Source organism: Aquabacterium sp., assembly GCF_035476535.1.
Taxonomy (GTDB): domain Bacteria; phylum Pseudomonadota; class Gammaproteobacteria; order Burkholderiales; family Burkholderiaceae_C; genus Pseudaquabacterium.
The window spans coordinates 44,299-65,822 of the sequence record NZ_DATILJ010000026.1; the positions used below are offsets into that span (position 1 = coordinate 44,299).

Annotated in this window: 16 protein-coding genes; 11 read left to right on the top strand and 5 right to left on the bottom strand. The window is 67.8% G+C overall.

What is annotated here, in order from left to right; all coding sequences use genetic code 11:
* The first annotated feature begins 36 nt into the window (after positions 1-36).
* The 4 genes from VLK61_RS03200 (at position 37) to VLK61_RS03215 (ending at position 6,921) form a co-directional block, all read left to right on the top strand.
* The gene (locus VLK61_RS03200) at positions 37-2,490 is read left to right on the top strand and encodes an efflux RND transporter permease subunit (RefSeq protein ID WP_325418267.1); all 2,454 of its coding nucleotides are present in this window, start codon (positions 37-39) and stop codon (positions 2,488-2,490) included.
* Entirely contained in the window at positions 2,484-3,860 is a 1,377-nt protein-coding gene (locus VLK61_RS03205; protein ID WP_325418224.1) for a sulfotransferase family protein, read from the top strand. The genes VLK61_RS03200 and VLK61_RS03205 overlap by 7 nt, the downstream gene beginning before the upstream one ends.
* On the top strand, positions 3,860-5,212 hold the full coding sequence (locus VLK61_RS03210) for a DUF1254 domain-containing protein (RefSeq protein WP_325418226.1): 1,353 nt from the start codon (positions 3,860-3,862) through the stop codon (positions 5,210-5,212). The genes VLK61_RS03205 and VLK61_RS03210 overlap by 1 nt, the downstream gene beginning before the upstream one ends.
* 125 nt (positions 5,213-5,337) lie before the next feature.
* On the top strand, positions 5,338-6,921 hold the full coding sequence (locus VLK61_RS03215) for a methyl-accepting chemotaxis protein (RefSeq protein ID WP_325418228.1): 1,584 nt from the start codon (positions 5,338-5,340) through the stop codon (positions 6,919-6,921).
* A gap of 79 nt (positions 6,922-7,000) precedes the next feature.
* Here the strand turns inward: VLK61_RS03215 and VLK61_RS03220 are convergent, their stop codons facing one another.
* Positions 7,001-7,267, bottom strand: a complete 267-nt coding sequence (locus tag VLK61_RS03220; protein ID WP_325418230.1) for a hypothetical protein — start codon at positions 7,265-7,267, stop codon at positions 7,001-7,003.
* 151 nt (positions 7,268-7,418) lie between these two features.
* On the opposite strand from VLK61_RS03220, the gene VLK61_RS03225 reads away from it, so the two are divergent.
* The 5 genes from VLK61_RS03225 to VLK61_RS03245 are packed head-to-tail and all read left to right on the top strand — an operon-like array spanning position 7,419 to position 13,502.
* Entirely contained in the window at positions 7,419-8,399 is a 981-nt protein-coding gene (locus tag VLK61_RS03225; protein WP_325418232.1) for a Bug family tripartite tricarboxylate transporter substrate binding protein, read from the top strand.
* A gap of 17 nt (positions 8,400-8,416) precedes the next feature.
* Positions 8,417-9,289, top strand: a complete 873-nt coding sequence (locus tag VLK61_RS03230; protein WP_325418234.1) for an SDR family oxidoreductase — start codon at positions 8,417-8,419, stop codon at positions 9,287-9,289.
* A 4-nt stretch (positions 9,290-9,293) separates the two neighbouring features.
* Positions 9,294-10,874 carry a class I adenylate-forming enzyme family protein gene (locus VLK61_RS03235; protein ID WP_325418236.1) on the top strand — a complete coding sequence of 527 codons (1,581 nt, stop codon included), beginning with the start codon at positions 9,294-9,296 and terminating at the stop codon, positions 10,872-10,874.
* Positions 10,871-12,328, top strand: coding sequence for an acetate--CoA ligase family protein (locus tag VLK61_RS03240; protein ID WP_325418238.1), 1,458 nt, complete (start codon positions 10,871-10,873; stop codon positions 12,326-12,328). The genes VLK61_RS03235 and VLK61_RS03240 overlap by 4 nt, the downstream gene beginning before the upstream one ends.
* Entirely contained in the window at positions 12,321-13,502 is a 1,182-nt protein-coding gene (locus VLK61_RS03245; protein WP_325418240.1) for an acetyl-CoA C-acyltransferase, read from the top strand. Before VLK61_RS03240 ends, VLK61_RS03245 begins: the two co-directional genes overlap by 8 nt.
* A 21-nt stretch (positions 13,503-13,523) precedes the next feature.
* Here VLK61_RS03245 and VLK61_RS03250 read toward each other — a convergent pair whose 3' ends face one another.
* The 4 genes from VLK61_RS03250 to VLK61_RS03265 all read right to left on the bottom strand — a co-directional run bounded on the left by VLK61_RS03250 (position 13,524) and on the right by VLK61_RS03265 (position 19,396).
* Positions 13,524-16,238, bottom strand: coding sequence for an ATP-binding protein (locus tag VLK61_RS03250; protein ID WP_325418242.1), 2,715 nt, complete (start codon positions 16,236-16,238; stop codon positions 13,524-13,526).
* 66 nt (positions 16,239-16,304) lie between these two features.
* Complete coding sequence (locus VLK61_RS03255) at positions 16,305-17,180, bottom strand: ABC transporter substrate-binding protein (protein ID WP_325418244.1); 876 nt, start codon at positions 17,178-17,180, stop codon at positions 16,305-16,307.
* A gap of 196 nt (positions 17,181-17,376) precedes the next feature.
* Positions 17,377-18,006, bottom strand: a complete 630-nt coding sequence (locus tag VLK61_RS03260) for a TetR/AcrR family transcriptional regulator (protein WP_325418246.1) — start codon at positions 18,004-18,006, stop codon at positions 17,377-17,379.
* A 154-nt stretch (positions 18,007-18,160) separates the two neighbouring features.
* Positions 18,161-19,396 (bottom strand): cytochrome P450, encoded by a 1,236-nt coding sequence (locus VLK61_RS03265; RefSeq protein ID WP_325418248.1) that lies wholly within the window; start codon positions 19,394-19,396, stop codon positions 18,161-18,163.
* Between the two features lie 117 nt (positions 19,397-19,513).
* Between VLK61_RS03265 and VLK61_RS03270 the strand changes: the two genes are divergently transcribed.
* Complete coding sequence (locus VLK61_RS03270; protein ID WP_325418250.1) at positions 19,514-20,641, top strand: epoxide hydrolase family protein; 1,128 nt, start codon at positions 19,514-19,516, stop codon at positions 20,639-20,641.
* Positions 20,642-20,782: 141 nt separating this feature from the next.
* On the top strand, positions 20,783-21,514 hold the full coding sequence (locus tag VLK61_RS03275) for an SDR family oxidoreductase (protein WP_325418253.1): 732 nt from the start codon (positions 20,783-20,785) through the stop codon (positions 21,512-21,514).
* The last annotated feature ends 10 nt before the right edge of the window (positions 21,515-21,524 follow it).

Sequence of the window (21,524 nt, forward strand, 5' to 3'; positions counted from 1 at the left end):
CCACCGCACACGCCGCCGCCCGAGATGCCCGACGCGATGCCGGTGGTGCCCAGCCGCCGCGACTTCGATACACGCTCGGGCAACTGGCTGGAGCGCCTGGTCTTCAACCACCGGCTGTGGGTGATGCTGGCCTGCGCGCTGGTGTCGCTGTGGCTGGGTGCCGAAGCCACGAAGCTGCAGGTCAATGCCAGCTTCGAGAAGATGATCCCGCAGTCGCATCCGTACATCCGCAACTACCTGGACAACCGCAAGGACCTGGCCGGCATCAGCAATGCGGTGCGCGTGGTGGTCGAGCACACCGAGGGCGAGATCTACGACGCGGCCTACCTGGCCACGCTGGCGCAGATCAACGATGCGTTGTTCCTGCTGCCGGGCACCGAGCGCGCGTGGATGAAGTCCTTGTGGACGCCCGTGGTGCGCTGGACCGAAGTGACCGAAGAAGGGCTGCAAGGCGGGCCGGTGATGCCCGATGTGTCCTCGGCGCAGAAGCTCTCGCCCGAGCAGCTGGCCCAGTTGCGGCTGAACGTCGGGCGGGCCGGCATCGTCGGCAGCCTGGTGGGCAACGACCAGCGCTCCAGCATGATCATCGTGCCGCTGATGGACCGGCTCGAAGACGGCCGGCCGCTGGACTACGGCGCCTATGCGCGTGCGCTGGACTCGGTGCGCGAACGCTTCGAGTCGCGCTCTATCCGCATCCGCATCAACGGCTTCGCCAAGCTGGCCGGCGACCTGATCCAGGGCCTGTCGCAGGTGATGGGCTTTTTTGCTGCTGCGGCGGCGATCGCCGCGCTGATCATTGGCCTGCACACCCGCTGCTGGCGCAGCACGCTGCTGCTGGTGGCCAGCTCGCTGCTGGGCGTGCTGTGGCTGCTGGGGCTGATGCACATCTTCGGCTTCGTGCTCGACCCGTATTCGATCCTGGTGCCCTTCCTGATCTTCTCGATCGGACTGTCGCATGGCGCGCAGAAGATGAACGGCATCATGCAGGACATCGGCCGCGGCACCCACAAGTACGTGGCCGCGCGCTACACCTTCCGCCGCCTGTTCCTGGCCGGCCTGACGGCGCTGCTGACCAACGTGGTCGGCTTCGGCGTGCTGATGATCATCGACATCCCGGTGATCCGCGAACTGGCGCTGACCACCAGCCTGGGCGTCTGCATCCTGATCTTCACCAAGCTGCTGCTGGTGCCGGTGCTGCTGTCCTACCTGGGCGTCAGCCCCGCGGCGGCGCGGCGCAGCGTGCGCGAGGACACGGTGGAGACCCGCGGCAGCGGCATCGGCCGGTTGTGGAACGGGCTTGGCCGCTTCACCGAACCGCAAGCGGCACGCGCGGCGGTGATCGTCGCCGCGCTGCTGGGCACCGGTGCGCTGGCGATCAGCCTGAACCTGCAGGTCGGCGACCTCGACGCCGGCGCGCCCGAACTGCGGCCCGATTCACGCTACAACCGCGACAACGGCTACGTCACTGCCCATTACGGGCTGTCCAGCGATCTGTTTGCGGTAATCGTCAAGACACCGCCCGGCGGCTGCGACAAGGCCGCGGTGCTGCTGGAGAGCGACCGCCTGGGCTGGGCGCTGCGCCAGGACCCTGCCGTGCAGGACGTGATCTCGTTGCCCGAGGTGGTGCGCCGCTACACCGCCGGCGGCTTCGAAGGTGCGCCGAAGTGGATGACCCTGCCGCGCAACCAGACGCTGGTGAACCAGGGCGTGCGGCCGGCGCTGCTGAACAACCCCGAACTCAGCAACCAGGGCTGCGCGATCACGCCTGTCATCGCCTACCTGGCCGACCACAAGGCCGAGACGCTGCAGCGCGTGCTGGGCATTGCCGAACGCTTCGCCGCGCAGCACGACAGCGCCGGCCTGCAGTTCCTGCCGGCGGCGGGCTCGGCGGGCATCGAGGCGGTCACCAACATCGTCGTGCGCCAGGCCAACCGGACCATGCTGGTGCTGCTGTACGGCGCGGTGGCGCTGCTGTGCTTCATCACCTTCCGCAGCTGGCGCGCGGTGGTGGTGGCGCTGGTGCCGCTGCTGATCACCTCGGTCATGTGCGAGGCGCTGATGGTGCTGCTGGGCATCGGCGTCAAGGTGGCCACGCTGCCGGTCATCGCGCTGGGCGTCGGTGTCGGCGTCGACTACGCGCTGTACCTGCTGAGCGTGCAGCTCGCGCAGCAGCGCGCCGGCGTGCCGCTGGGCCTGGCCTATCGGCGTGCGCTGCAGTTCACCGGCAAGGTGGTGGCGCTGGTCGGTCTGACGCTCGCCGCCGGCGTTATCACCTGGGCCTGGTCGCCCATCAAGTTCCAGGCCGACATGGGCATCCTGCTGGTCTTCATGTTCCTGTGGAACATGGCCGGCGCCCTGGTGCTGATCCCGGCGCTGTCGCACTTTCTGCTGCGCGGCCAGCCGGCCGGCACCACCGACAGCCGGCACGACAAGCTGCCCGGCACCACGCCGGCCCTGAACCCGCCCATTTTGGAGAAGTCCGCATGCTGAGAGGCACGTCCTTGCCGCCGCGCGAACAGCTCAGCGCTCGCGCCGCGCTCTATGCCTACCCGGATCCGGCGCAGGCTGACGCTGCGCGTGCCGATGCTGCACGTGCCGATGCTGATCAGGCCGAGGCCACGCCCGCCGCCCTTGCCCGCCCCGATCCCGCCGCTGCCACGCAGCCGACCTTGGACCCGCAAGCGCTGATGGCGCTGGCGCGCGAACGCACGGGGCTGCAGGACTTCGGCCCCGGCCCGCTCGAAGAACCGCTACTGATGTTGTGCCACTCGCTGGCCCACGAGATGCAGCTCAGCGCGGCCGGCCGCCACAGCGCCCACCAGCGGCTGCTGCAGCTGCTGTGCACGCGCGCCCGCCTGCAGGCACTGTGGCAGCGCCACCCCGAGATCCTGGAGCTCGAAGTGGCCGAGCCCTGGTTCATCGTCGGCCTGCCACGCAGCGGCACCACGCTGACGCACCGGCTGCTGTCGCGCGACCCCGGCCTGCGCAGTGCGCCGCTATGGGAGCTGATGCACCCGCTGCCGCTGGGCGAGCCGATCTCGGCCGCGGCGGCCGCGCAGGCCATGGCTTCAGGTGGCACTCCTAACGCGCCAGATCCCCGCATCAACCTTGCCGAGCAGGCGTTGCAGCGCCTGCACCACGTGGCGCCCGAGCTGCTGCGCATGCACGAGATGCAGGCCGACGAGCCGGACGAAGAACTGAACCTGCTGGCGCTGGGCTTCTGCTCGATGGGTTTCGAGTTCTCGTTCTGCGTGCCCTCGTATGTGCGCTGGTACGCGAGGCAGGACCACACCGAAGGCTACCGGCTGTTCCGCCGCGTGCTGCAGACCTTGCAATGGCTGCGCGGCGGCAGCCGCTGGATCCTGAAGGCGCCCAGCCACATGGAACAGCTGCGCCCGCTGCTGACGGTGTTTCCCGATGCCACGGTGATCCAGACCCACCGCGATGCCGCGGTCACCACCGTCTCGCTGGCCAGCCTCACCTGCTATGGCGTGCGGGCCTACTTCGACCACCCGAACCCGCTGGTGCTGGGCAGCAGCCTGTCCGGCGCGGTCGAACGGCTGCTGCGTGCCTTCGACCGCGACCGCGCCAACGGCGATGAGCGCTTTGTCGACATCCACTTCGGCGCGCTGATGCGCGAACCCATCGAAGCATTGCGCCAGGTCTATGCCGCACGCGGCCGCCCGTTCAGCGCCGCGGCCGAACAGGCGATGCGCGACTACATCGCGGCCCACCCGCGTGGCCGCCATGGCGCGCACGACTACGCGGCGGAAGACTTCGGCCTCGACCTGGCCGAGCGCCGCCGCGCGCTGGCCTTCTACCACCAGCGCTTCGGCGTGGCCGAAGAAGCCGGCAAGTGATGTTGAGCGCCAGCGCCAGCGCCGACGCCCGGGCCGTTGCCGAGCTGGCCGCTCTGTACGCCTACCCGATGCTGGTCGGCTACGGCTACCTGCACACGCAGGTCAGCGACCCCAGCAGCTCGATGCACCAGGGCATGAACCGGCTGCATCACTTCCGCCAGCTGGGCGGCCCGGCACGGCTGAACACGATCCCGTGGATCAACAACGACACGCCCTACGGTGCCGGCTGGCTGGACCTGCGTGCCGAGCCCTTTGTGCTGAGCCTGCCGGAGTTTTCGCCCGGCCGCTTCCACAACGTGCAGCTGCTGGACCTGTACACCCACAACTTCGCCTACTTCGGCACCCGCACCAGCGGCAATGCGGCGCAGCAGGTGCTGATCGCCGGGCCGGATTGGCAGGGCACATTGCCGGCCGGTATGCAGCTGGCGCGGGCCGAAACCCAGCTGGTCAAGATCGTCACCCGCATCTTGCTCGAAGGCGGCGAAAGCGCCGAAGCGGTGCAGGCGCTGGAAGATCGTTATGGGCTGCAGCCGCTGTCGCAGCACCTGGGCCACGCGCCGCCGCCGGCACCACCGCCCATCCACTTCATCACGCCGGGGCACGACCCGCGCACCCGCTTCGAGCCCGCGGGCACCGACTTCATCGCGCCGCTGAACTTCATGCTCTCGCTGTGCCGGCCACCGGCCGAGGAGCAGCCGCTGCTGCAGGGCTTCCAGCGCATCGGCATTGCAGCGGGCCAGGCCTTCGACGAACAGCAGCTGGCACCCGCGCTGAGCAAAGCCATTGCCGATGGGGTGGCCGCGGCACACCGGCGCATCGAGGCCAAGGCCGCACGGCTGGACGACCGTATCAACGGCTGGGAGATGCCGCTGCATTTGCGCGGTAGCCGCGCACGCATGGCCGCCGACGAGGCCGCGCTGCTGAACCGCGCCGCAGCAGCGCGCTATGCGATCTGGGGCGTGGACGCCGAAGAAGGGCTGTACATGGTCAGCGATGAAGACGCACAGGGCCAGCCGCTGGACGGTGCCGCGCATCGCTACACGCTGCACTTCGAGCAGCCGCCTCCCGTGCGTGCGTTCTGGTCTTTCACAGTCTACGACGCCGCCACGCGCTGCCTGGTGGCCCACAGCAGCGGCCGCTATGCCGTGCGCGACCGCGACCCCGGCCTGCAGCGTGAACTCGATGGCGGCTTCACGCTGCAGCTGCAGCACGATGCCCCCGCCGGCGGCGCCAACGCCAACTGGCTGCCGGTGCCGGCGAGGCCGTTCCAGGTGGTCGCGCGCCTGTACTGGCCTTGCGCCGAATTGCTGGATGGCCGCTACCGCCCGCCGCCCATCGAGCGCCTCGAATAACGCCATCGCCTGTCACACCTGTCACGCCCCTAACGCCTCGCATGGATGGCCGCATGAACTTTGCACTCGCACTGAAGCAGAGGCTACTTCACCCGTCATTAATAACTCGCAAACTGCTCGCTCGCATGACGATGGCGCACCGCCTGGCGCTAGGCTTCGGCCTGGTGCTGGCGATGTTTGCGGCCACCACGGCCTTCGGCGTCTACCAGATGGCGCGCCAGCAGGACGACATGCGCAGCGCCCTGCGCGCCAGCTCGGTGGTGATCGGCACGGCGCGCACGATGCGCGCCGAGATCGTCGACACCTACACCAGCCTGCTGATGACGGCCTTGTCGACCCAGAAGGACGACGTGCTTTTCTACCACGCCGAGATGCTGGGCCACCTGGCGGCCTACCGCAAGGCCAAGGACGCGCTGCTCGAGCTGACGCACACCGGCAGCGACGTGCCCGGCATGGGCGCGATGCTGCAGCCGCTGGCCGAGCTCGAGGACAGCATGGCCTCCGAGAAGGCCAGGATCGAGCCACGCCGCAGCACCGCCGCCGCACGAGCCGACGAGCAGCCGCTGGAGCAGGATGCGGCGCAGGTCTCGAACGTGATGCTGCATTCGAAAGGTTACTTCGACCGCTGGGGCAAAGCCGTCGACGGGCTGGTGGCGGCCACCGACGCCAGCGCCACGCAGGCCCAGCAGCAAGCCGAAGCGGCCGCCCAACTGGCCCGCCGCGTGCAGATCGCCGCCGCGGCCGCGGGCCTGCTGCTGGGTGCGCTGGCGGCCTGGCTGATTGCCCGCAGCGTGACCGTGCCCTTGCGCGGCGCAGTGGCCCTGGCCGAGGGCGTGGCGCAGGGTGATCTGTCTCAACGCATCGAAACTCATTCGGCCGATGAAACCGGCGCGCTGATCAGCGCACTGGGCACGATGCAGCAAAGCCTGCACAGCCTGGTGAGTTCGGTGCGCGACACCGCGCAGGCCATCGAAACCGCATCGACCGAAGTGGCCGCCGGCAACGACGACTTGTCTCAGCGCACCGAAGCGGCGGCCGCCAACCTGCAGCGCACCACCAGTTCGATGACGGCGCTGACCGGCCTGGTGCAGCAGTCCGCCACCTTGGCGCAGACGGCGAGTGAACTCGCCGGCCAGGCCCAGACCGCCGCCGAACGGGGCGGCCAGGTGATGAGCGAGGTGGTGGACAGCATGGGCCGGATCGCCGCGCAGTCCGGCAAGATTGCCGACATCATCGGCGTGATCGACGGCATCGCGTTCCAGACCAACATCCTGGCGCTCAACGCCGCGGTGGAAGCGGCGCGGGCCGGCGAACAAGGCCGCGGCTTCGCCGTCGTCGCCAACGAAGTGCGCACGCTGGCGCAGCGCTCGGCCGCTGCGGCCAAGGACATCAAGGCCTTGATCGGCAGCTCGGTCGAGCAGATCGAAGCCGGCAGCCGGCTGGTGCGCGACGCCGGGCACAGCATGGCGCAGATCGTCAGTTCGGTGCGCCAGATGACGAGCACCAACACCGAGATCATGAGCTCGGCCACGGTGCAGAGCAGCGGCATCGGCGAGATCAACGAAGCCATGACCCAGCTGGACCGCATGACGCAGCAGAACGCCGCGCTGGTCGAACAAAGCGCCGCGGCGGCGTTCTCGCTGCAAGACCAGGCACGTCACCTGACGCAGGCCGTGTCGGCCTTCAAGCTGCAGGCCACAGACGGGTGAGGCGCAGCGCTGAGCGCAACGCCGTCATCGAGTACAGGGCCTTGCGGCGCGGCGTCGCCCCCCGACCGAGGCGCACGAATCAGGCGCCGCGCCGGCGCGGAATGCCGGAGGACATCTCATGGCTGCGGGGAAATAGGCGTCTCGCCTGATCGGCATCGTCTGGATCGGACTGCTGGGGGCCGGCCCGGGCCAGCCGCCGGTTCGACCCGCTGCCGCAGCAGCCGAGGAAGTCGATCGCATCCGCCGGTCCGGGCTCTATCACGCCCGACAGGCCCACGCCCAGGAAGACGCGGGAGCGCGTGAAGAGGTGCATGCGGATCACGGCATCCCATTCGCCGGCGCCCATCTTCCAAGGAACGCCGCGCCCCGTACCGCCAGGTCGCCAAGTCTAGTCGATGAAAAGATTACGTCTGCCTCTCGTAATCACCTATGCCCTCAATGGCACATCTCCATAAACTAGTCGCTGACTAGATTTATCGAACCAGAAAGGTGCCGCCATGACCATCCTCCTGCGCTATGCCCGCGTCGCGGCCTGCGTGCTCGGCATCTTGTTCACCGGCACGGCGCCAGCCGCCGCATATCCCGACAAGCCGATCCGGATGTTGGTGCCGTATCCGCCGGGCGGCATCACCGACGTGTTGTCGCGCTCGGTGGCCGAACTGTTGCGCAAGGAGCTGGGCCAGCCGGTGATCGTCGAGAACAAGCCCGGTGCCAACACGGCGCTGGCGGCGCAGGCCTTGGCCACGTCGCCGGCGGATGGCTACACGGTGATGATGGCGGCAGCCGCCACCGTGGTCATGAACCCGCTGCTCTATCCCAAGCTCGGTTATGAGCCGGTGCGCGACTTCACGCCGGCGGCGCGCATTGCCGAGACGCCGCTGGTGCTGGTGGTGCGCAGCGACAGCACCGCGCGCACGCTGGCCGACCTGATCGCCACGGCCAAGGCCAAGCCCGGCGACACCAGTTTCGCCAGCACCGGCCTGGGCAGCACCTTGCACCTGGCCGGCGAACTGCTGCAGCTGGAAACCGGCACGCAACTGCTGCATGTGCCGTACAAGGGCAGCGCCCCGGCGCTCAACGGCGTGCTGGGCGGCGAGACGCACTTCATGATCGATTCGGTGGGCTCGTCGATCCCGCTGATCAAAGGCGGCAAGCTGCGCGCCATCGCCGTCACCAGCGCCAAGCGGCTGCCGGCACTGCCCGAGGTGCCCACGGTGGCCGAATCCGGCGTGCCGGGCTTCGATGTCAGCACCTGGTTCGGCCTGCTGGTGCCCAAGCAAACGCCCGCGGCCATCGTGACCCGTCTCAACGCAGCCGTGGCGCTGGCGGTGCGCGACCCGTCGTTCCGCGCCCAGTTCGAAGCGGTCGGGCTGGTCGTGCCAGCGCCCATCGACAGCGCGGCTTTTGCCAAGTTCATCCAGGCCGAAACGGCGAAATGGGCGCCGCTGATCAAGGCCAAGAACATTTCGCTCGAGTAACAGCCAAGGAACGCGTCATGTTTCAAACCGATCTGCTCAAAGGCAAACGCATCCTGATCACCGGCGGCGGCTCCGGGCTGGGCCGCGAGATTGCTGCTCGCTACCTGGAGCTGGGCGCCGAGATCCACATCTGCGGCCGCCGCAAACCGGTGCTCGACACCAGTGCGGCCGAGCTGATGGCGCTATATGGCGGCGTGGTGGCAACACACGCCGTCGACATCCGCCACGCCGATGAGGTGGACGCGATGATCGGCCGCATCTGGAGCGACTTCGGCCCGCTCGACGGCCTGGTCAACAACGCCGCCGGCAACTTCGTCAGCCGCACGCAGGACGTGTCGCCGCGCGGCTTCGATGCCGTGGCCGGCATCGTGCTGCACGGCACCTACTACGCCACCCACCATGTCGGCCGGCGCTGGATAGCGAGTGGCCACAAGGGCTCGGTGATCTCGATCGTCGTCACCTGGGTGCGCACCGGCGCGCCCTTCGTCGTGCCTTCGGCGATGAGCAAGGCCGGGGTCGACGTGATGACCAAGTCGCTGGCCATCGAATGGGGCCGCTACGGCATCCGGCTCAACGCCATCGCGCCCGGCGTGTTCCCGACGGAAGGCGCGAACAAGCGTCTGAGCCCGGGCGTCGAGTGGAGCGACCAGACGGTGAAGAACCCGATGAACCGCGTCGGTCGCATGGGCGAGTTGCAGAACCTGGCGGTGTTCCTGATGGCCGACGGCGTGGAATGGCTGACCGGCGAGACCATCGCCATCGACGGCGCCGGCCACCGCCAGAACGGCGCTTCGTTCACCGAGCTGGCCGACTTGAGCGACGCGCAGTGGCGCGACATGCGCGAGGCCATTCGCGGCCAGGACCAGCGCGACAAGTCGAATGCAAGCTGACGCGATGACAGGCATCGGTGAACTTGTCGACCAGATCGTCGTGCAGGGCCGCGGCGAGCACCCGGCGCTGGTGCTCGACGACGGCAGCACGCTGTCCTACCGCAACCTGTCGCAGCGCATCGGCGTGGCCGCAAGCGAATTCGCCGCGGCCGGCCTGCGCCGTGGCCAGCGGGTGGTGCTGGTGGGTGAGAACAGCGCCGACATGGTGGTGGCGCTGTTCGGCGCCATCCGCAACGGCGCCTGGGCGGTGCCGCTGAACGCACGCATGTCAGGGGCCGAGATCGACGCCATCTGCAGCCACTGCGAGCCGCGGCTCGTCTACTACGCCAGCTCATCATCCGACGAGGCCGCGGCCCATGCCGAGCGCCGCCAGGCCGCTGCTGCGCCGGCCACGCTGCGACAGCTTCCACAAGGCCGCCTGCAGGTTTGCGACGGCCCCGGCACGGCGGCCGATGGCAGCGACTCGGGCGGCGAGCACGACGTGGCGGTGATGATCTACACCTCGGGCAGCACCGGCCTGCCCAAGGGCGTCATGCTGACGCATGCCAATCTCGATTTCGTGACGCGCGCGTCACTGCAGCAGGAAGTGCTGTTGCCCGACGACGTGATCTTCCACGCCTTGCCGATCTCGCACTCCTTCGGCCTCGTCAGCGCGCTGCTGTGCGGTTTGCGCGCGGGTGCCACGCTGCGCCTGGTCAGCCGCTTCACCGCGCCAGCACTGGCCGACGCGATCACCAAGGGCACGATCACGGCCTTCCAGGGTGTACCGGCGATGTACGCGCGGCTGCACGAGTGGTGCCAGCAGCAGGGCCGCACACTGGTGCCGAACCGGTTGCGCATGATCTACATCGGCGGCTCGCTGATCGACGCCACGCGCAAGGCGCAGACGGAAAGCCTGCTCGGCCTGCGCCTGCACCATGGCTACGGTCTCACCGAGTCCGCACCCGCCGCCACACGCACCATCGGCCATGCGCCGCCACGCGACATCACCGCCGGCTGGCCGATTCCGGGCATCGAGGTCGAGGTGCAGGATGCCGCTGGCCGGGCCCTGGCCGCCGGCTCGCGCGGCGAGGTCTGCATCCGCGGCCCCAACGTGATGAAGGGCTACTTCCGCGACCCGGTGCAGACCCGCGCCGCCATTGACGAACGCGGCTGGCTGCACACCGGCGACATCGGCGTTTTCGGCCCCGACGGCGACCTGTCCATTGCCGGGCGCAGCAAGGAGATGATCATCCGCGGCGGCTTCAACGTCTACCCGGCCGAGATCGAACGCGCCCTCGCCGAGTTTCCCGGCGTCGCGCAGTGCGCGGTGGTGGGCCGCAGCGTGCCGGGCGACGAAGAGGTGGTGGCCTACCTCGAACCGGTCGCCGGCTTGACCGTGGACACGCTGGCGCTGAAGGCCTTTCTGCGCGAGCGGCTGGCGCCGTACAAGGTGCCCACAGCAATCATTTCGCTGGCGCAGTTGCCGGCCACCAGCACCGGCAAGCTGCTGAAGGCCAGGCTCAAGGAGATGGCCAATACGGAAGTGCCTGAGGTGCCTGTAGCGCCCGCAGTGCCCCACATGGCCCAGGGGGCCCAGCCATGACGGCCCCTGCTTTGCACGATCTGCAGGCCTTGCTCGGCCCGGTCTCGATCGCGGTCGTGGGGGCGTCGGACAGCCCTCACAAGGTGGGTGGGCGGCCGTTGCAGTATCTGGCGCAGCAGGGCTTTCGCGGCCGCGTCTATCCGGTCAACCCGCGCGCCGAGCGCATCCAGGGGCTGCAAGCCTATGCGTCGCTGGACGCGCTGCCGGAAGTGCCCGACACCGTGATCCTGTGCGTTGGTTCGGAAGCCGTCAAAGCCCAGCTGAGCCTGTGTGCACAACTGGGTGTGCGAGCCGTGGTCTTGTTCGCTTCGGGCTACGCGGAAGTCGGCGCCCAGGGGCAGGCTGAGCAGCAGAAGCTGGTGGACATCTGCCGCCGCGGCGGCATGCGTTTGCTCGGCCCGAACAGCATCGGCGTGGCCTCGTTCGACAGCGGCGCGGTGCTGTCCTTCGCCTCCATCTACGCCGACTGCGTGCCGCTGGACGGACCGGTGGCGATCGTGTCGCAAAGCGGCGCGTTCGGTGTCTCGGTGTACGCGCTGCTGCGCGAAGCCGGCGTGGGTGTGCGCTGTGTCGCCGCCACCGGCAACGAAGCCGACCTCGACACGGCCGACTTCGTCGCGGCTTTGGCGCAACGGCCCGGGGTGCGCCTGATCCTGCTGTACCTGGAGAACGTCGGTGACGCCGAGCGCATGCAGACGGCACTGCAGACGGCGCGGCAGCGTGGTGTGTGTGTGGTGGCGGTGCGCGCAGGGCGCTCGGCGGACGGCTGCCGTTCGGCTGCTCTGCACACCGGTTCCCTCGGCGCCGGCAACGACGCACTGGATGCCTTGTTCGCCGACAGCGGCTGCCGCACCGTCGCCGACATGGGCGAGATGCTGCGCTGCGTGCCGGGCTACCTGCGCGCGGCAGACACGCAGCGCGCGGTTGCGGCGCCGAGGCTGGTCGTGGTCAGCAATTCCGGCGCGTCCTGCGTCATCGCGGCGGACGAAGCCTGGCGTGTCGGTTTGACGCTGGCGCCGCTGTCCCCGGCCAGCCAGGCGCGCTTGAGCGAACTGCTGCCCGACTTCTCGCTCAACCGCAACCCGATCGACCTGACCGCGATGCTGCTGGCCAAACCGTCGTTGCTGGGCGACGTGATGCAGTGCGCGATGGCCGACCCGGCGACCGACTGCGTGCTGCTGGGCTTGCTGGCCATCGGCGGTCCGAGTTACGACGTCGAGCGCTTCTCGCGCGACTGCCGCGCCGCAGCGCAGGCCAGCGGCAAGCCGCTGTGGGTGTACAGCCCGCACCCGCGGGTGCGGCAGGCCTTCAGCGCACAAGGGTTGCCGGTGTTTGCCGGCGAAGCCGAGGCGCTGCGCGAGATTGCTGGCCATGCCGAGCACCTGAGTGCACTCGCCTTGTCCGACGCACTCTCCCAAACCGCGAATTCAGAACCCGAGACATTGCATGCCTGACGTCGCCATCCTCTCCTACGCCCGCACGCCCATCGGCAAGGCGTTTCGCGGCGCCCTCAACCTGACGCATGGCGCCACGCTCGGGGCCCACGTGCTGCGCCATGCGGTGCAGCGCGCCGGCATCGACCCCGGTGAGGTCGAGGATGTCGTGCTCGGCTGCGCTTTCCCTGAAGGCGCCAACGGGTTCAACGTGGGCCGCATCAGCGCGCTCGCGGCCGGCTTCCCCGAGCAGGTCAGCGGCATGACCGTGAACCGCTATTGTTCGTCGGGCCTGCAGAGCATCGCCATCGCCGCGCAGGCGATCCAGGCGAGCTCGCTGAGCATCGCGGTGGCCGGCGGCACCGAGTCCGTCAGCTGCGTGCGCGAGCACACCAACCGTTTCATGCGCGAAGAGCCGTGGCTGATGCGGAACCGGCCCGAGGTCTACATGCCGATGATCGATACGGCCGATCTCGTGGCACGCCGTTATGGCATCGATCGCAGCCGCCAGGACGAGTACAGCGCGCGCAGCCAGCAGCGCTACGCCGCCGCATTGGCCGCGGGGCATTTCGACGCCGAGATCGTGCCCCTCCGCACCACCATGTCGTGCAAGGACAAGGACGGCAAGGTCTGGCAGGAGGACGTGACTTTGGCGCGCGACGAAGGCGCCCGCCCGGGCACGACGGCGCAGGCGCTGGCGACCCTGAAACCGGTGAACGAAGGCGGCAGCGTCACCGCGGGCAATGCGAGCCAGTTGTCCGATGGCGCAGCGGCCTGCGTGCTGATGGATGCCGACCTGGCAGTACGACGCCAGCTGCCGGTGCTGGGCTGGTTCCGCGGCTTCGCGACCGCCGGCTGCGCGCCCGACGAGATGGGCATCGGCCCCGTGTTCGCCGTGCCGAAACTGCTGCAGCAACACGGGCTGAAGGTCGAAGACATCGGTCTGTGGGAACTGAACGAGGCCTTCGCCGTGCAAGTGCTGTACTGCGCCGAGCGCTTGGGCATCACCATGGACCGGCTCAACGTCAATGGCGGCGGCATCACCATCGGCCACCCGTTCGGCATGTCGGGAACACGCATGGCCGGCCACGCGCTGGCCGAGGGGCGGCGCCGCGGTGTGCGCTACGTGGTGGTGACGATGTGCGTCGGCGGTGGCATGGGCGCGGCCGGGCTGTTCGAGGTGGCGCCCGGCTGAGATGAGCTCGGGCCTTTCGGGCTAGCGGAATCGCCCGATGAATTCGAGGATGGCGCGCGATTCGAAGCGCTCGGCCAACTGGCGCAGCCGCTCGGTGAACGGGCGGTAGGCATTGTCGAGCGTTGCCAGGTGCTCGGCGTGCATGCGAATGCTCTGCATGTTGCCGCACTTGGCGAGCTGGTACAGCGCGTCGATTTCGTTGGGCGGCGGCGCCACCAGCGGTGAAATGTCGCCGGCAGCGAGCGCGGATTCGACCGCGTCGAAGCGCCAGGCCAGTTGCAGTTGCGAGCCGATTTCCGCGAGCAGCCGGTCCAGGTCGACGGGCTTGGGCAGGTAGGCGCTGGCGCCGCCGGCCAGGATGTCCTGCCGCTCGGCGTTGGACGCGTTCGCCGACACCACGATGATCGGCACCTCGTTGCACGCGGGCAGTTGATGCAGTCGGCGGGTCGCCTCGCGGCCGCCCATCACCGGCATCGCGCAGTCCATCAGAATCAGGTCCGGCGTCACTGCCTGGGCGCGCTCGAGTGCCGTCTGGCCGTTGTCAGCCTCCATCACCTCGAAGCCGAGCGGGGCGAGGAGCTCGGTGAGCGTCGCGCGGTTGCCTGCGTCATCGTCGACGACCAGCACCTTGCATCGCGGGCCAAGGTAGCCGGTGATGATCTGCTTGCGTGCCCCTGCATCTGCATGCGCCGGCGCATGCAGATGCGCGACGGGCAGCTCCAGCTCGAACCAGAAGCGGCTGCCTTGGCCGAGCTGGCTGTCGGCGCGAATCTCGCCGCCCATCAGGCGCACCAGCTGGCGGCTGATCGCCAGTCCGAGGCCTGTGCCATGCGCGCGGTGAGTCGCTTCGCCCGCCTGTTCAAAGCGCAGAAAGATGGACTCCAACAGGTCCGGGGCGATGCCAATGCCGCTGTCGTCGACCTCGAAGCGCAGCCGCGCCCGCGTGTCGCCATGCTGCATGACCCGCGCGCGCAGCGTGACATGGCCGTTGTCGGTGAACTTGACGGCATTGTTCAAGAGGTTGAGCAGGACCTGGCGCAAACGCTTGGCATCGAAGCAGGCGGTCCGCGGCAGGCCGCCGGGCAGGTCGACGACGAACCGGAGAGCCTTGTCTCGCGCCCGGACGCGGATGATCTCCGCGATGAGGTCCAGGAATTCGTGCAGGTCGACCGGCTCGGGGAAGAGCTCGACCTTGCCCGCTTCGACCTTGGCCAGGTCCAGCACGTCGTCGATCAGCGCCAACAAGTGCTCGCCGCTTTTCTGGATGGTGTTCAATCCGAGCACCTGGCGCTCGGTGAGACCTGGGTCCTGCTTGAGGAGCTGTGCGAAACCCAGCACGGCGTTGAGCGGCGTGCGCAGTTCATGACTCATGTTGGCCAGGAAGGCGCTTTTGGCACGGTTGGCGACATCAGCGAGCTCCTTGGCCAGGGTCAACTCGACGGTGCGCTCGGCGACCAGCTCTTCGAGGCGATTGTGGTTGCGCTTGAGTTCTTCTTCGGCCAGCTTGCGCGCGGTGACGTCGCTGGCGAAGGTCTCGATGAACAGCGGCCGGTGGGCCTCATCGCGCACCAGTCGCGCGCTGACCGCAGCCCACAGCGTTTGCCCATCGGCGCGGCGCAGTTCGAGTTCCTGGCCCGAGACGGCGCCATGCTCCAGCAACGCCGAGACGATGAGTTCTCGATCCTCCGGGCGCGCATAGACCTGGGACCCAAGGTTCGTCACGCTATTCAGCAGAGCATCCACTGAGCCATAGCCGAGCATGCGGGCCCCCGCCGGGTTGACGCTCAGCATTCGGCCTTCGATCGAGACGCGGAAGATGCCCTCCAGTGCTTCTTCGACGATGCTTCGATACTTTTCTTCACTCGACCGCAAGCGTTGCTCGCTGCCGCGCAGGGCTTCTTCCGCGCCCTGGCGTTCGACATTCTCCTGTTGAAGGTCGCTGTAGAGCGCGGCGTTTTTCGCGACCGAGTTCCTGAGGCTTTCCACCATCGCGTTGATCTTGCTGGCCAGAAGATGCAATTCGTGGCGACCTCGATCCTCGAGGACGAATACCTTGTCGCCCAGATTGTCGATGTTCAGTCTCCCGACAAACTCGCTGAGTTGCTGCAGCGGGCGTCCCAACCAGCGGCGAACGACGTAGAGAAATATGAACCACAACGCGAGCGTCTTGAGAACCGCGTTCACCAGGATCAGGAAGAAGGCGTACTTCAATCGATTCACGATGACCTGTTGATTCGAGTAGACAGTCCACCGCCCTATCAATCGCTGCGTGCCATGTTCGTCCGTGTAGACGATGGGATACTGGCGGCTCAATACCTCGTCGAAGAGGCCACCTCCTTGTTCCGCCGGGGAAAGACGCCCTTCGGGCGTTGCGCGCAAACGCCGGCCGTGCTCGTCCTGCAGCGTGCCAAAGGCATGCACCAATGCTCCTTTTTCGTCGTCGATCTTGACGCCTTGGACGATTGGAATCTCCTTGATTCCAGACACGATTCCGCGCAAGACCTCCGCGTTGTAGTTCCACATCGCGTCAGAGATCGCGCGCCCGAACGTGTTCTGCATGGCGTGAATCTCTGCCACCACGCGATTCTCGGTGTCCCGGTATTCCAGTGCGAGCTGGATGCACGTGACGAGGACCGCGACGACGAGGTAGGCGCCAAATATGAGTCGAAGGAGGCGCGCCGCGATGGAATCCCGAAGCGGAAACGCCGCGGGGGCGACATCACCGGACGCTGTCATGTCTGCCGGAGCCGACCTCAATCGATCTTTGAGGGGTGGAGTCCGCATGCTGAGCGCCGATGCGGATCACTCGGCGATCAGAAACTTGGTGTCGTACAAACGACGAATCTCACGCACACCCTCTTCGTCCTGCCACAACTCCATGATCTGGCGATAGCGCGCCTTGGGGCGCGCCTCCTTGAGGATGATGTCGACTTCGCGGATGACTTGCCGACCCAGCTCCGAATTGGGACACATCACTCGACCAAGCACAGCGTCGGTCATTTCCGCGAACGGTAGCCCGACCAACTCACCCTCGTGGCCCAACTGCTTGGCCGTGTACACCGCAAAGACCGGAAACACATACAGATAGTCGATGCGACCGGCAAGCAGCATGCGAAGGGCATCCGTGTCATCGGCATGGACACGCGGCTGGAATTTCGTCAACAGCGTCTCGATTCCCGGCCCGAAGGAGACACCGCGACCGTAGCTGGTTTGCATCGAGCCGTCGGCCAGAAGGGCCTCCATGGACAGCGCACCGAACGCTGCGAACCTGGCCAGATCCTTCCGTTTCACGATGATCCGGCGTGGCAGTGATACCTGTGCGGGGATCGAGAAGGCGGCGAATTCCTCCAATGCCGGGCTCCGCGGGCTTCCGACGAAGCACCAGAGATCGCCCCTTTTCATCTCGTTCTGAATCCGCGGAAACGTCGCCACGACTGTCTGGTGCTCGAAGCGGACGAGTCGCTCCTGAAGCAGCAGTTGGATCTGATCGCGGATTCCTTGGCCCTTGTCCGGACCGTCGACGATCTGGTTCGGTGCGGCGTGGGGCACTCCCCAGGTGATCTTCTCCTTCGCCAGTGCGCTCGTGGTGATTGGCAAGACCATGCACACCGCGACGGCGAGGCAACGCAGCAGGTGCCATCGATTTGACGGACTCGCGAGGGTCGTGTCAGGGTTCATGGTTTCGCGACACCAGGGCGCTTGCGCCGGTCCAGCGGGGCTCGCACGTTCGGCGCGCGGGCGGACGCCCTCTGCTGACCGCTTTCGACTTGGACTATGCGCGCTTCAAAGGCCGTCCGCAAGCCAGCGTCCGCGGGCTCGGAGACTGAGAGGAGTTCAAAGCGCCTGGAGCGGCCCGGCGCGGCTACGTTCGACCTCAGGGCTGGTAGTCCAGCCCCGCGATGAAGATCGAAAACACGTGGTGGCCGATCTTCAGCGGGTCGTCCTTGCCGACGATGTCCCACGCGTTCAAGCGGTCCGCCATCACGGTGGCCAGGCCATGGCAGGCGGTCCAGGCCGCCAGCGCGGCCGAGCGCGCGAGCTTCAGGTCGGCATTGCGGTGGCTGAGGTAATCACCGACGCAGGTTTCCAGGATGCCGTACGAGCGCGTGGCAGCCTGTTCCAGCTCCGGGAACTGCGCCTTCGCCGGCACCTCGGCGCCGAACATCACGCGGTACAGCGCCGGGTGTGCCATCGAGAAGCGCAGGTGGGCCAGCATCACGCTGAGCAGCCTCTCGCGCGGGTCATGCAGATCGCGCAGCGCACGGATCCGGGTTTCGAACATCAGGCGAAAGCCCTGTGTCGCGATGGCCGCCAGGTAGCCGACCTTGCCATCGAAGTGGTGCAGCGGGGCGGCCTGCGACACGCCGACGTCGCGGGCCGCCTGGCGCAGGCTGAGGGCGTCGAAACCCTGCGTGTCCAGGATCTCGATGCCGCGCATGACCAGCGCATCGCGCAGGTTGCCGTGGTGATAGCTCGACCGGGCCGGCACACCGGCCACCGGCATGGGTGGGTCTGCTGCGTCCGCGCTGTCGGATGCAAGGCTTGTCGCGGAACGGACACGTTTCATGCCGGCCAGCATAAGCCACCGGCGGGCCCGTTCCTGGGGTCGCCGGCTTGCGCAGGCAAAGCCCGCCAGTAGATCGCGTTGAAGTCCGGGCTCAATCCCAAGCCACCGGCAGCGACGCCCTGCCCCAGTACATCCACGTGCGGATGCGCTCGCCGCGGCCCAGCAGCCGCAGCTTCGGGCAGCGCTCCAGCAGCATCTGGATGGCAATGCGGGCCTCCAGCCGCGCCACCGGGGCGCCCATGCAGAAGTGCAGGCCGTGGCCGAAGGACAGGTGCTGGCGCACCTCCGCTAACGGCCGATCGACGCGGAATGTTTCGGGGTCCTTGAACTTGGCCGGCTCGCGGTTGGCGCCGGCGATGTTGAACATCAGCTTGGCATGCTCGGGCAGATCGTGGCCGTGCATCGTCACCGGGCAGCGGCTGGTGCGGAAGTGCGCCAGCACGGGCGGGTCCAGCCGCAGGCTTTCTTCGATGGCGTTCTCGATCAGCGCCGGCTCGGCGCGCAAGCGCTGCCAGCGTTCGGGCACTTCCAGCAGGCGCAAGACCAGGTTGCCGATGAGGTTCGCGGTGGTTTCCTGGCCACCGGTCAGGAAGGCCAGGCAGACGTTCAGGATCTCGGGGTCGGTCAGCGGCCGCCCCTCGACACGGCTGAGCACGCAGCGCGACAGGTAGTCGTCGCTGAGCACCGTGCCCAGCTGCGCCAGGCCGGGCTCGGTGATGCCGGCCTCGGCCAGTTGCCGGCGGCGCTGTTCGATCTGCGCGATGAAGAACGGCACCACCTCGCGCAGCAATTCTTCATGCGAACCGGGCCGCATCTCGTGGAACAGCTGGGCCTGCAATTCGTCGGACCAGCGCTTGTAGGTCAGGTAGCCCTCTTGCGGCAGGCCCAGCATCACGCACATCATGCGGGCCGGCAAGGGCATCGCAAATTCGGCCATCAGATCGCCGCTGGCATGGGTGAGCATCGCGTCGACCAGCTCGGTGCCTATCGCCTGAATCGTCGGCGCATAGGCCTGCACTGCGCGCGGCAGCAGGCCGGGCTGCAGCACCGAGCGGAACGAGGTGTGAAACGGCGGATCGGTGACGAAGCCGACATCGCCCATCGTGTCCTTCGCGGCGTTGCCGAAGCGGAAGCTCCACACCGGGTTGTCGCCCAGCACCTGCTGCTTGATCTCGTCGTAGCGGCTGGTGACGTAGAAGTCGTGCACCTCGCTGCGATGGTGGTGGAATGGGCAGGCCTCGCGCAGCGCCGAATAGGCAGGCCCGGGCTCGTGCAAGGTGTCTGCGCTCAGCGGGTCGAAGTGGGGTGTCGAATCGGTCTGGCTCATGGGGGCCTCGCTGGGGCGGCCGGAAGCGTTCCGGCACGCCATTGATGGTTTACCTAGTTTACTTAGTTATCTGTATTGAGGACAGTCGGGGCAACCCCAGCAAAGCGCAGGAATCGCATGACGATCACCCCGTATTCGATTGCGGTCCCGCAACAACGCCTGGCGCGCATCCGGCAACAGTTGGCCGACTACCAATGGCCCGCCGGTCCGGCCGACGATAGCGGCTGGCGCTACGGCGCCGACATCGGATTCCTGCGCCGCCTGCAGGGGCACTGGCTGGGCGCCTACGACTGGCGTGCCGCCGAGCGAGACCTGAACCGGTTGCCGCAGTTCATGGCCGAGGTCGATGGCCAGCGCCTGCACTTCATCCACGCCCGCGCGCAGCGCAGCGATGGCGCGCCGGCACTGCCGCTGCTGCTGACGCATGGCTGGCCGGGCAGCTGCTTCGAGTTCCAGCAGCTGGTGGCGCCGCTCACTGCCGCCGGCTTCGACGTGGTGATCCCGTCGCTGCCCGGCTTTCTGTTTTCGCCGGCGCCAGCGCGGCCGATCGGCCTGCGCGCGGTATCGCGCCTGTGGCACCGGCTGATGAGCGAGACGCTGGGCTACCGCCGCTACGGCGTGCATGGCGGCGACATGGGCTCGGCCGTGAGCACCTGGCTGGCCCACGACCAGCCGGATCACGTGGCCGGGCTGCATCTGAACCTGTGCACGATGGCCGCCGCCGATGCCGCCGCGCCGCAGACCGACGACGAGCGCGCCTGGGCCCTGGCGCTGCAACAGGTGCAGCAGCGCGAGATGGCCTATGCCGCGCTGCACGCCACCAAGCCGCAGACCGTGGCGCTGGCGCTGGCCGACAACCCGCTGGGCAGCGCCGCCTGGCTGCTGGAAAAGTTCCACGCCTGGTCGGACTGCGGCGGTGACCTGAGCACGGTCTACAGCTTCGACGACCTGATCACCGCGGTGATGCTGTACCTGGTCAGCGATTCGCTGCCGAGCAGCCTGTGGATGTACCGCGGCGCCGCCGAAGAAAACAGCGGCCAGCTGCCGGCCGGCGCACGCATCGGCGTGCCCACGGCCATCGCCCGATTCCCGAAGGAGTTCTTGCCGCACCCGCCGCGCAGCCGCATCGAACGCAGCTTCAACGTGATCCGCTGGAGCGAGTTTCAACGCGGCGGCCACTTCCCGGCGCTGGAACAGCCCGCCGCATTGGCGACGGATTTACGCGAGTTCTTCGGCGCACTCTGAACCATCGAAGCCAGCCGCAGTCCAGATCAGTGCTTACCCTAATTTATGCAACGTAGTTAACTACGTTACGCTGAAGACATGCGATGGACCTGCAGATGAACCTGGCACAACTCCCTTGGCGATTCCGCGCAGGCCGCAGCCATGGCTGATGCCGTGATCTACGTGGTGACCTGCGGGCTGGACATCGGTTCGCCGATCACTGCTGCGCTGTCGGGCCGCGGCGCCCGTGTGGCCTGGCTCAGCGATGGCAGCGAGCCGCCGGTGGCCGAGATTGGCAATGGCGTGACCCGCTTCGATGCCGGATTCGGCGCCCGCGCCGAGCTTGAGCTGGCTTTTACCGCGGCGCGCGACAAGCTTGGCCCGCCGACGCAGGTGATCATCAGCGCACTGCCGCTGGCAGCGCTGCAGCCGCAGGACATCGTGACGCTGGACGACGAGGCCTGGCGCGCCAGCTGCAGCGCGGCGATGAAGGGCGTGCTCTATGCATTGCAGGCCAGCTTCACGCAGATGGAGGGGCGCGGCGGCTCGGTCGTGGTGGTCGGGCCATCGCTGTCGCTGGCCGGTGCGCCGCGGCTGGTCGCGCTGTCCACTGCCGTCGAGGGCCAGCGTGGCCTGGTCAAGTCCACCGCGCGCCAATGGGGCCAGCGCGGCATCACGGTGAACTGGGTCGCAGCTTCGGCGCTGGCGCTGTCACCGCGCTTCGATGGTCTGCCCTTGCCGTCGAAGGCCGATGCGGTGATGGTGGCGCTGGGCCGCCCGCTGAGCCTGGGCGCGGAAATCACGCCGGTGATCGAGTTCCTCGGCAGCCCCGCCGGCCGCGTGATGACCGGCGCGACGCTGCTGCTCGACGGTGGCGAATGGATGCTGCCATGAGCTGGCTGGA

Excerpts from the sequence above, each read along its gene's own strand:
- VLK61_RS03265 (WP_325418248.1), bottom strand. The coding sequence starts at position 19,396 with ATGAGCCAGACCGATTCGACACCCCACTTCGACCCGCTGAGCGCAGAC.
- VLK61_RS03230 (WP_325418234.1), top strand. The coding sequence starts at position 8,417 with ATGTTTCAAACCGATCTGCTCAAAGGCAAACGCATCCTGATCACCGGC.
- VLK61_RS03210 (WP_325418226.1), top strand. The coding sequence starts at position 3,860 with ATGTTGAGCGCCAGCGCCAGCGCCGACGCCCGGGCCGTTGCCGAGCTG.
- VLK61_RS03215 (WP_325418228.1), top strand. The coding sequence starts at position 5,338 with ATGACGATGGCGCACCGCCTGGCGCTAGGCTTCGGCCTGGTGCTGGCG.
- VLK61_RS03250 (WP_325418242.1), bottom strand. The coding sequence starts at position 16,238 with ATGACAGCGTCCGGTGATGTCGCCCCCGCGGCGTTTCCGCTTCGGGAT.
- VLK61_RS03200 (WP_325418267.1), top strand. The coding sequence starts at position 37 with ATGCCGGTGGTGCCCAGCCGCCGCGACTTCGATACACGCTCGGGCAAC.
- VLK61_RS03255 (WP_325418244.1), bottom strand. The coding sequence starts at position 17,180 with ATGAACCCTGACACGACCCTCGCGAGTCCGTCAAATCGATGGCACCTG.
- VLK61_RS03225 (WP_325418232.1), top strand. The coding sequence starts at position 7,419 with ATGACCATCCTCCTGCGCTATGCCCGCGTCGCGGCCTGCGTGCTCGGC.
- VLK61_RS03275 (WP_325418253.1), top strand. The coding sequence starts at position 20,783 with ATGGCTGATGCCGTGATCTACGTGGTGACCTGCGGGCTGGACATCGGT.
- VLK61_RS03260 (WP_325418246.1), bottom strand. The coding sequence starts at position 18,006 with ATGCCGGTGGCCGGTGTGCCGGCCCGGTCGAGCTATCACCACGGCAAC.
- VLK61_RS03235 (WP_325418236.1), top strand. The coding sequence starts at position 9,294 with ATGACAGGCATCGGTGAACTTGTCGACCAGATCGTCGTGCAGGGCCGC.
- VLK61_RS03270 (WP_325418250.1), top strand. The coding sequence starts at position 19,514 with ATGACGATCACCCCGTATTCGATTGCGGTCCCGCAACAACGCCTGGCG.
- VLK61_RS03220 (WP_325418230.1), bottom strand. The coding sequence starts at position 7,267 with ATGGGCGCCGGCGAATGGGATGCCGTGATCCGCATGCACCTCTTCACG.
- VLK61_RS03245 (WP_325418240.1), top strand. The coding sequence starts at position 12,321 with ATGCCTGACGTCGCCATCCTCTCCTACGCCCGCACGCCCATCGGCAAG.
- VLK61_RS03240 (WP_325418238.1), top strand. The coding sequence starts at position 10,871 with ATGACGGCCCCTGCTTTGCACGATCTGCAGGCCTTGCTCGGCCCGGTC.
- VLK61_RS03205 (WP_325418224.1), top strand. The coding sequence starts at position 2,484 with ATGCTGAGAGGCACGTCCTTGCCGCCGCGCGAACAGCTCAGCGCTCGC.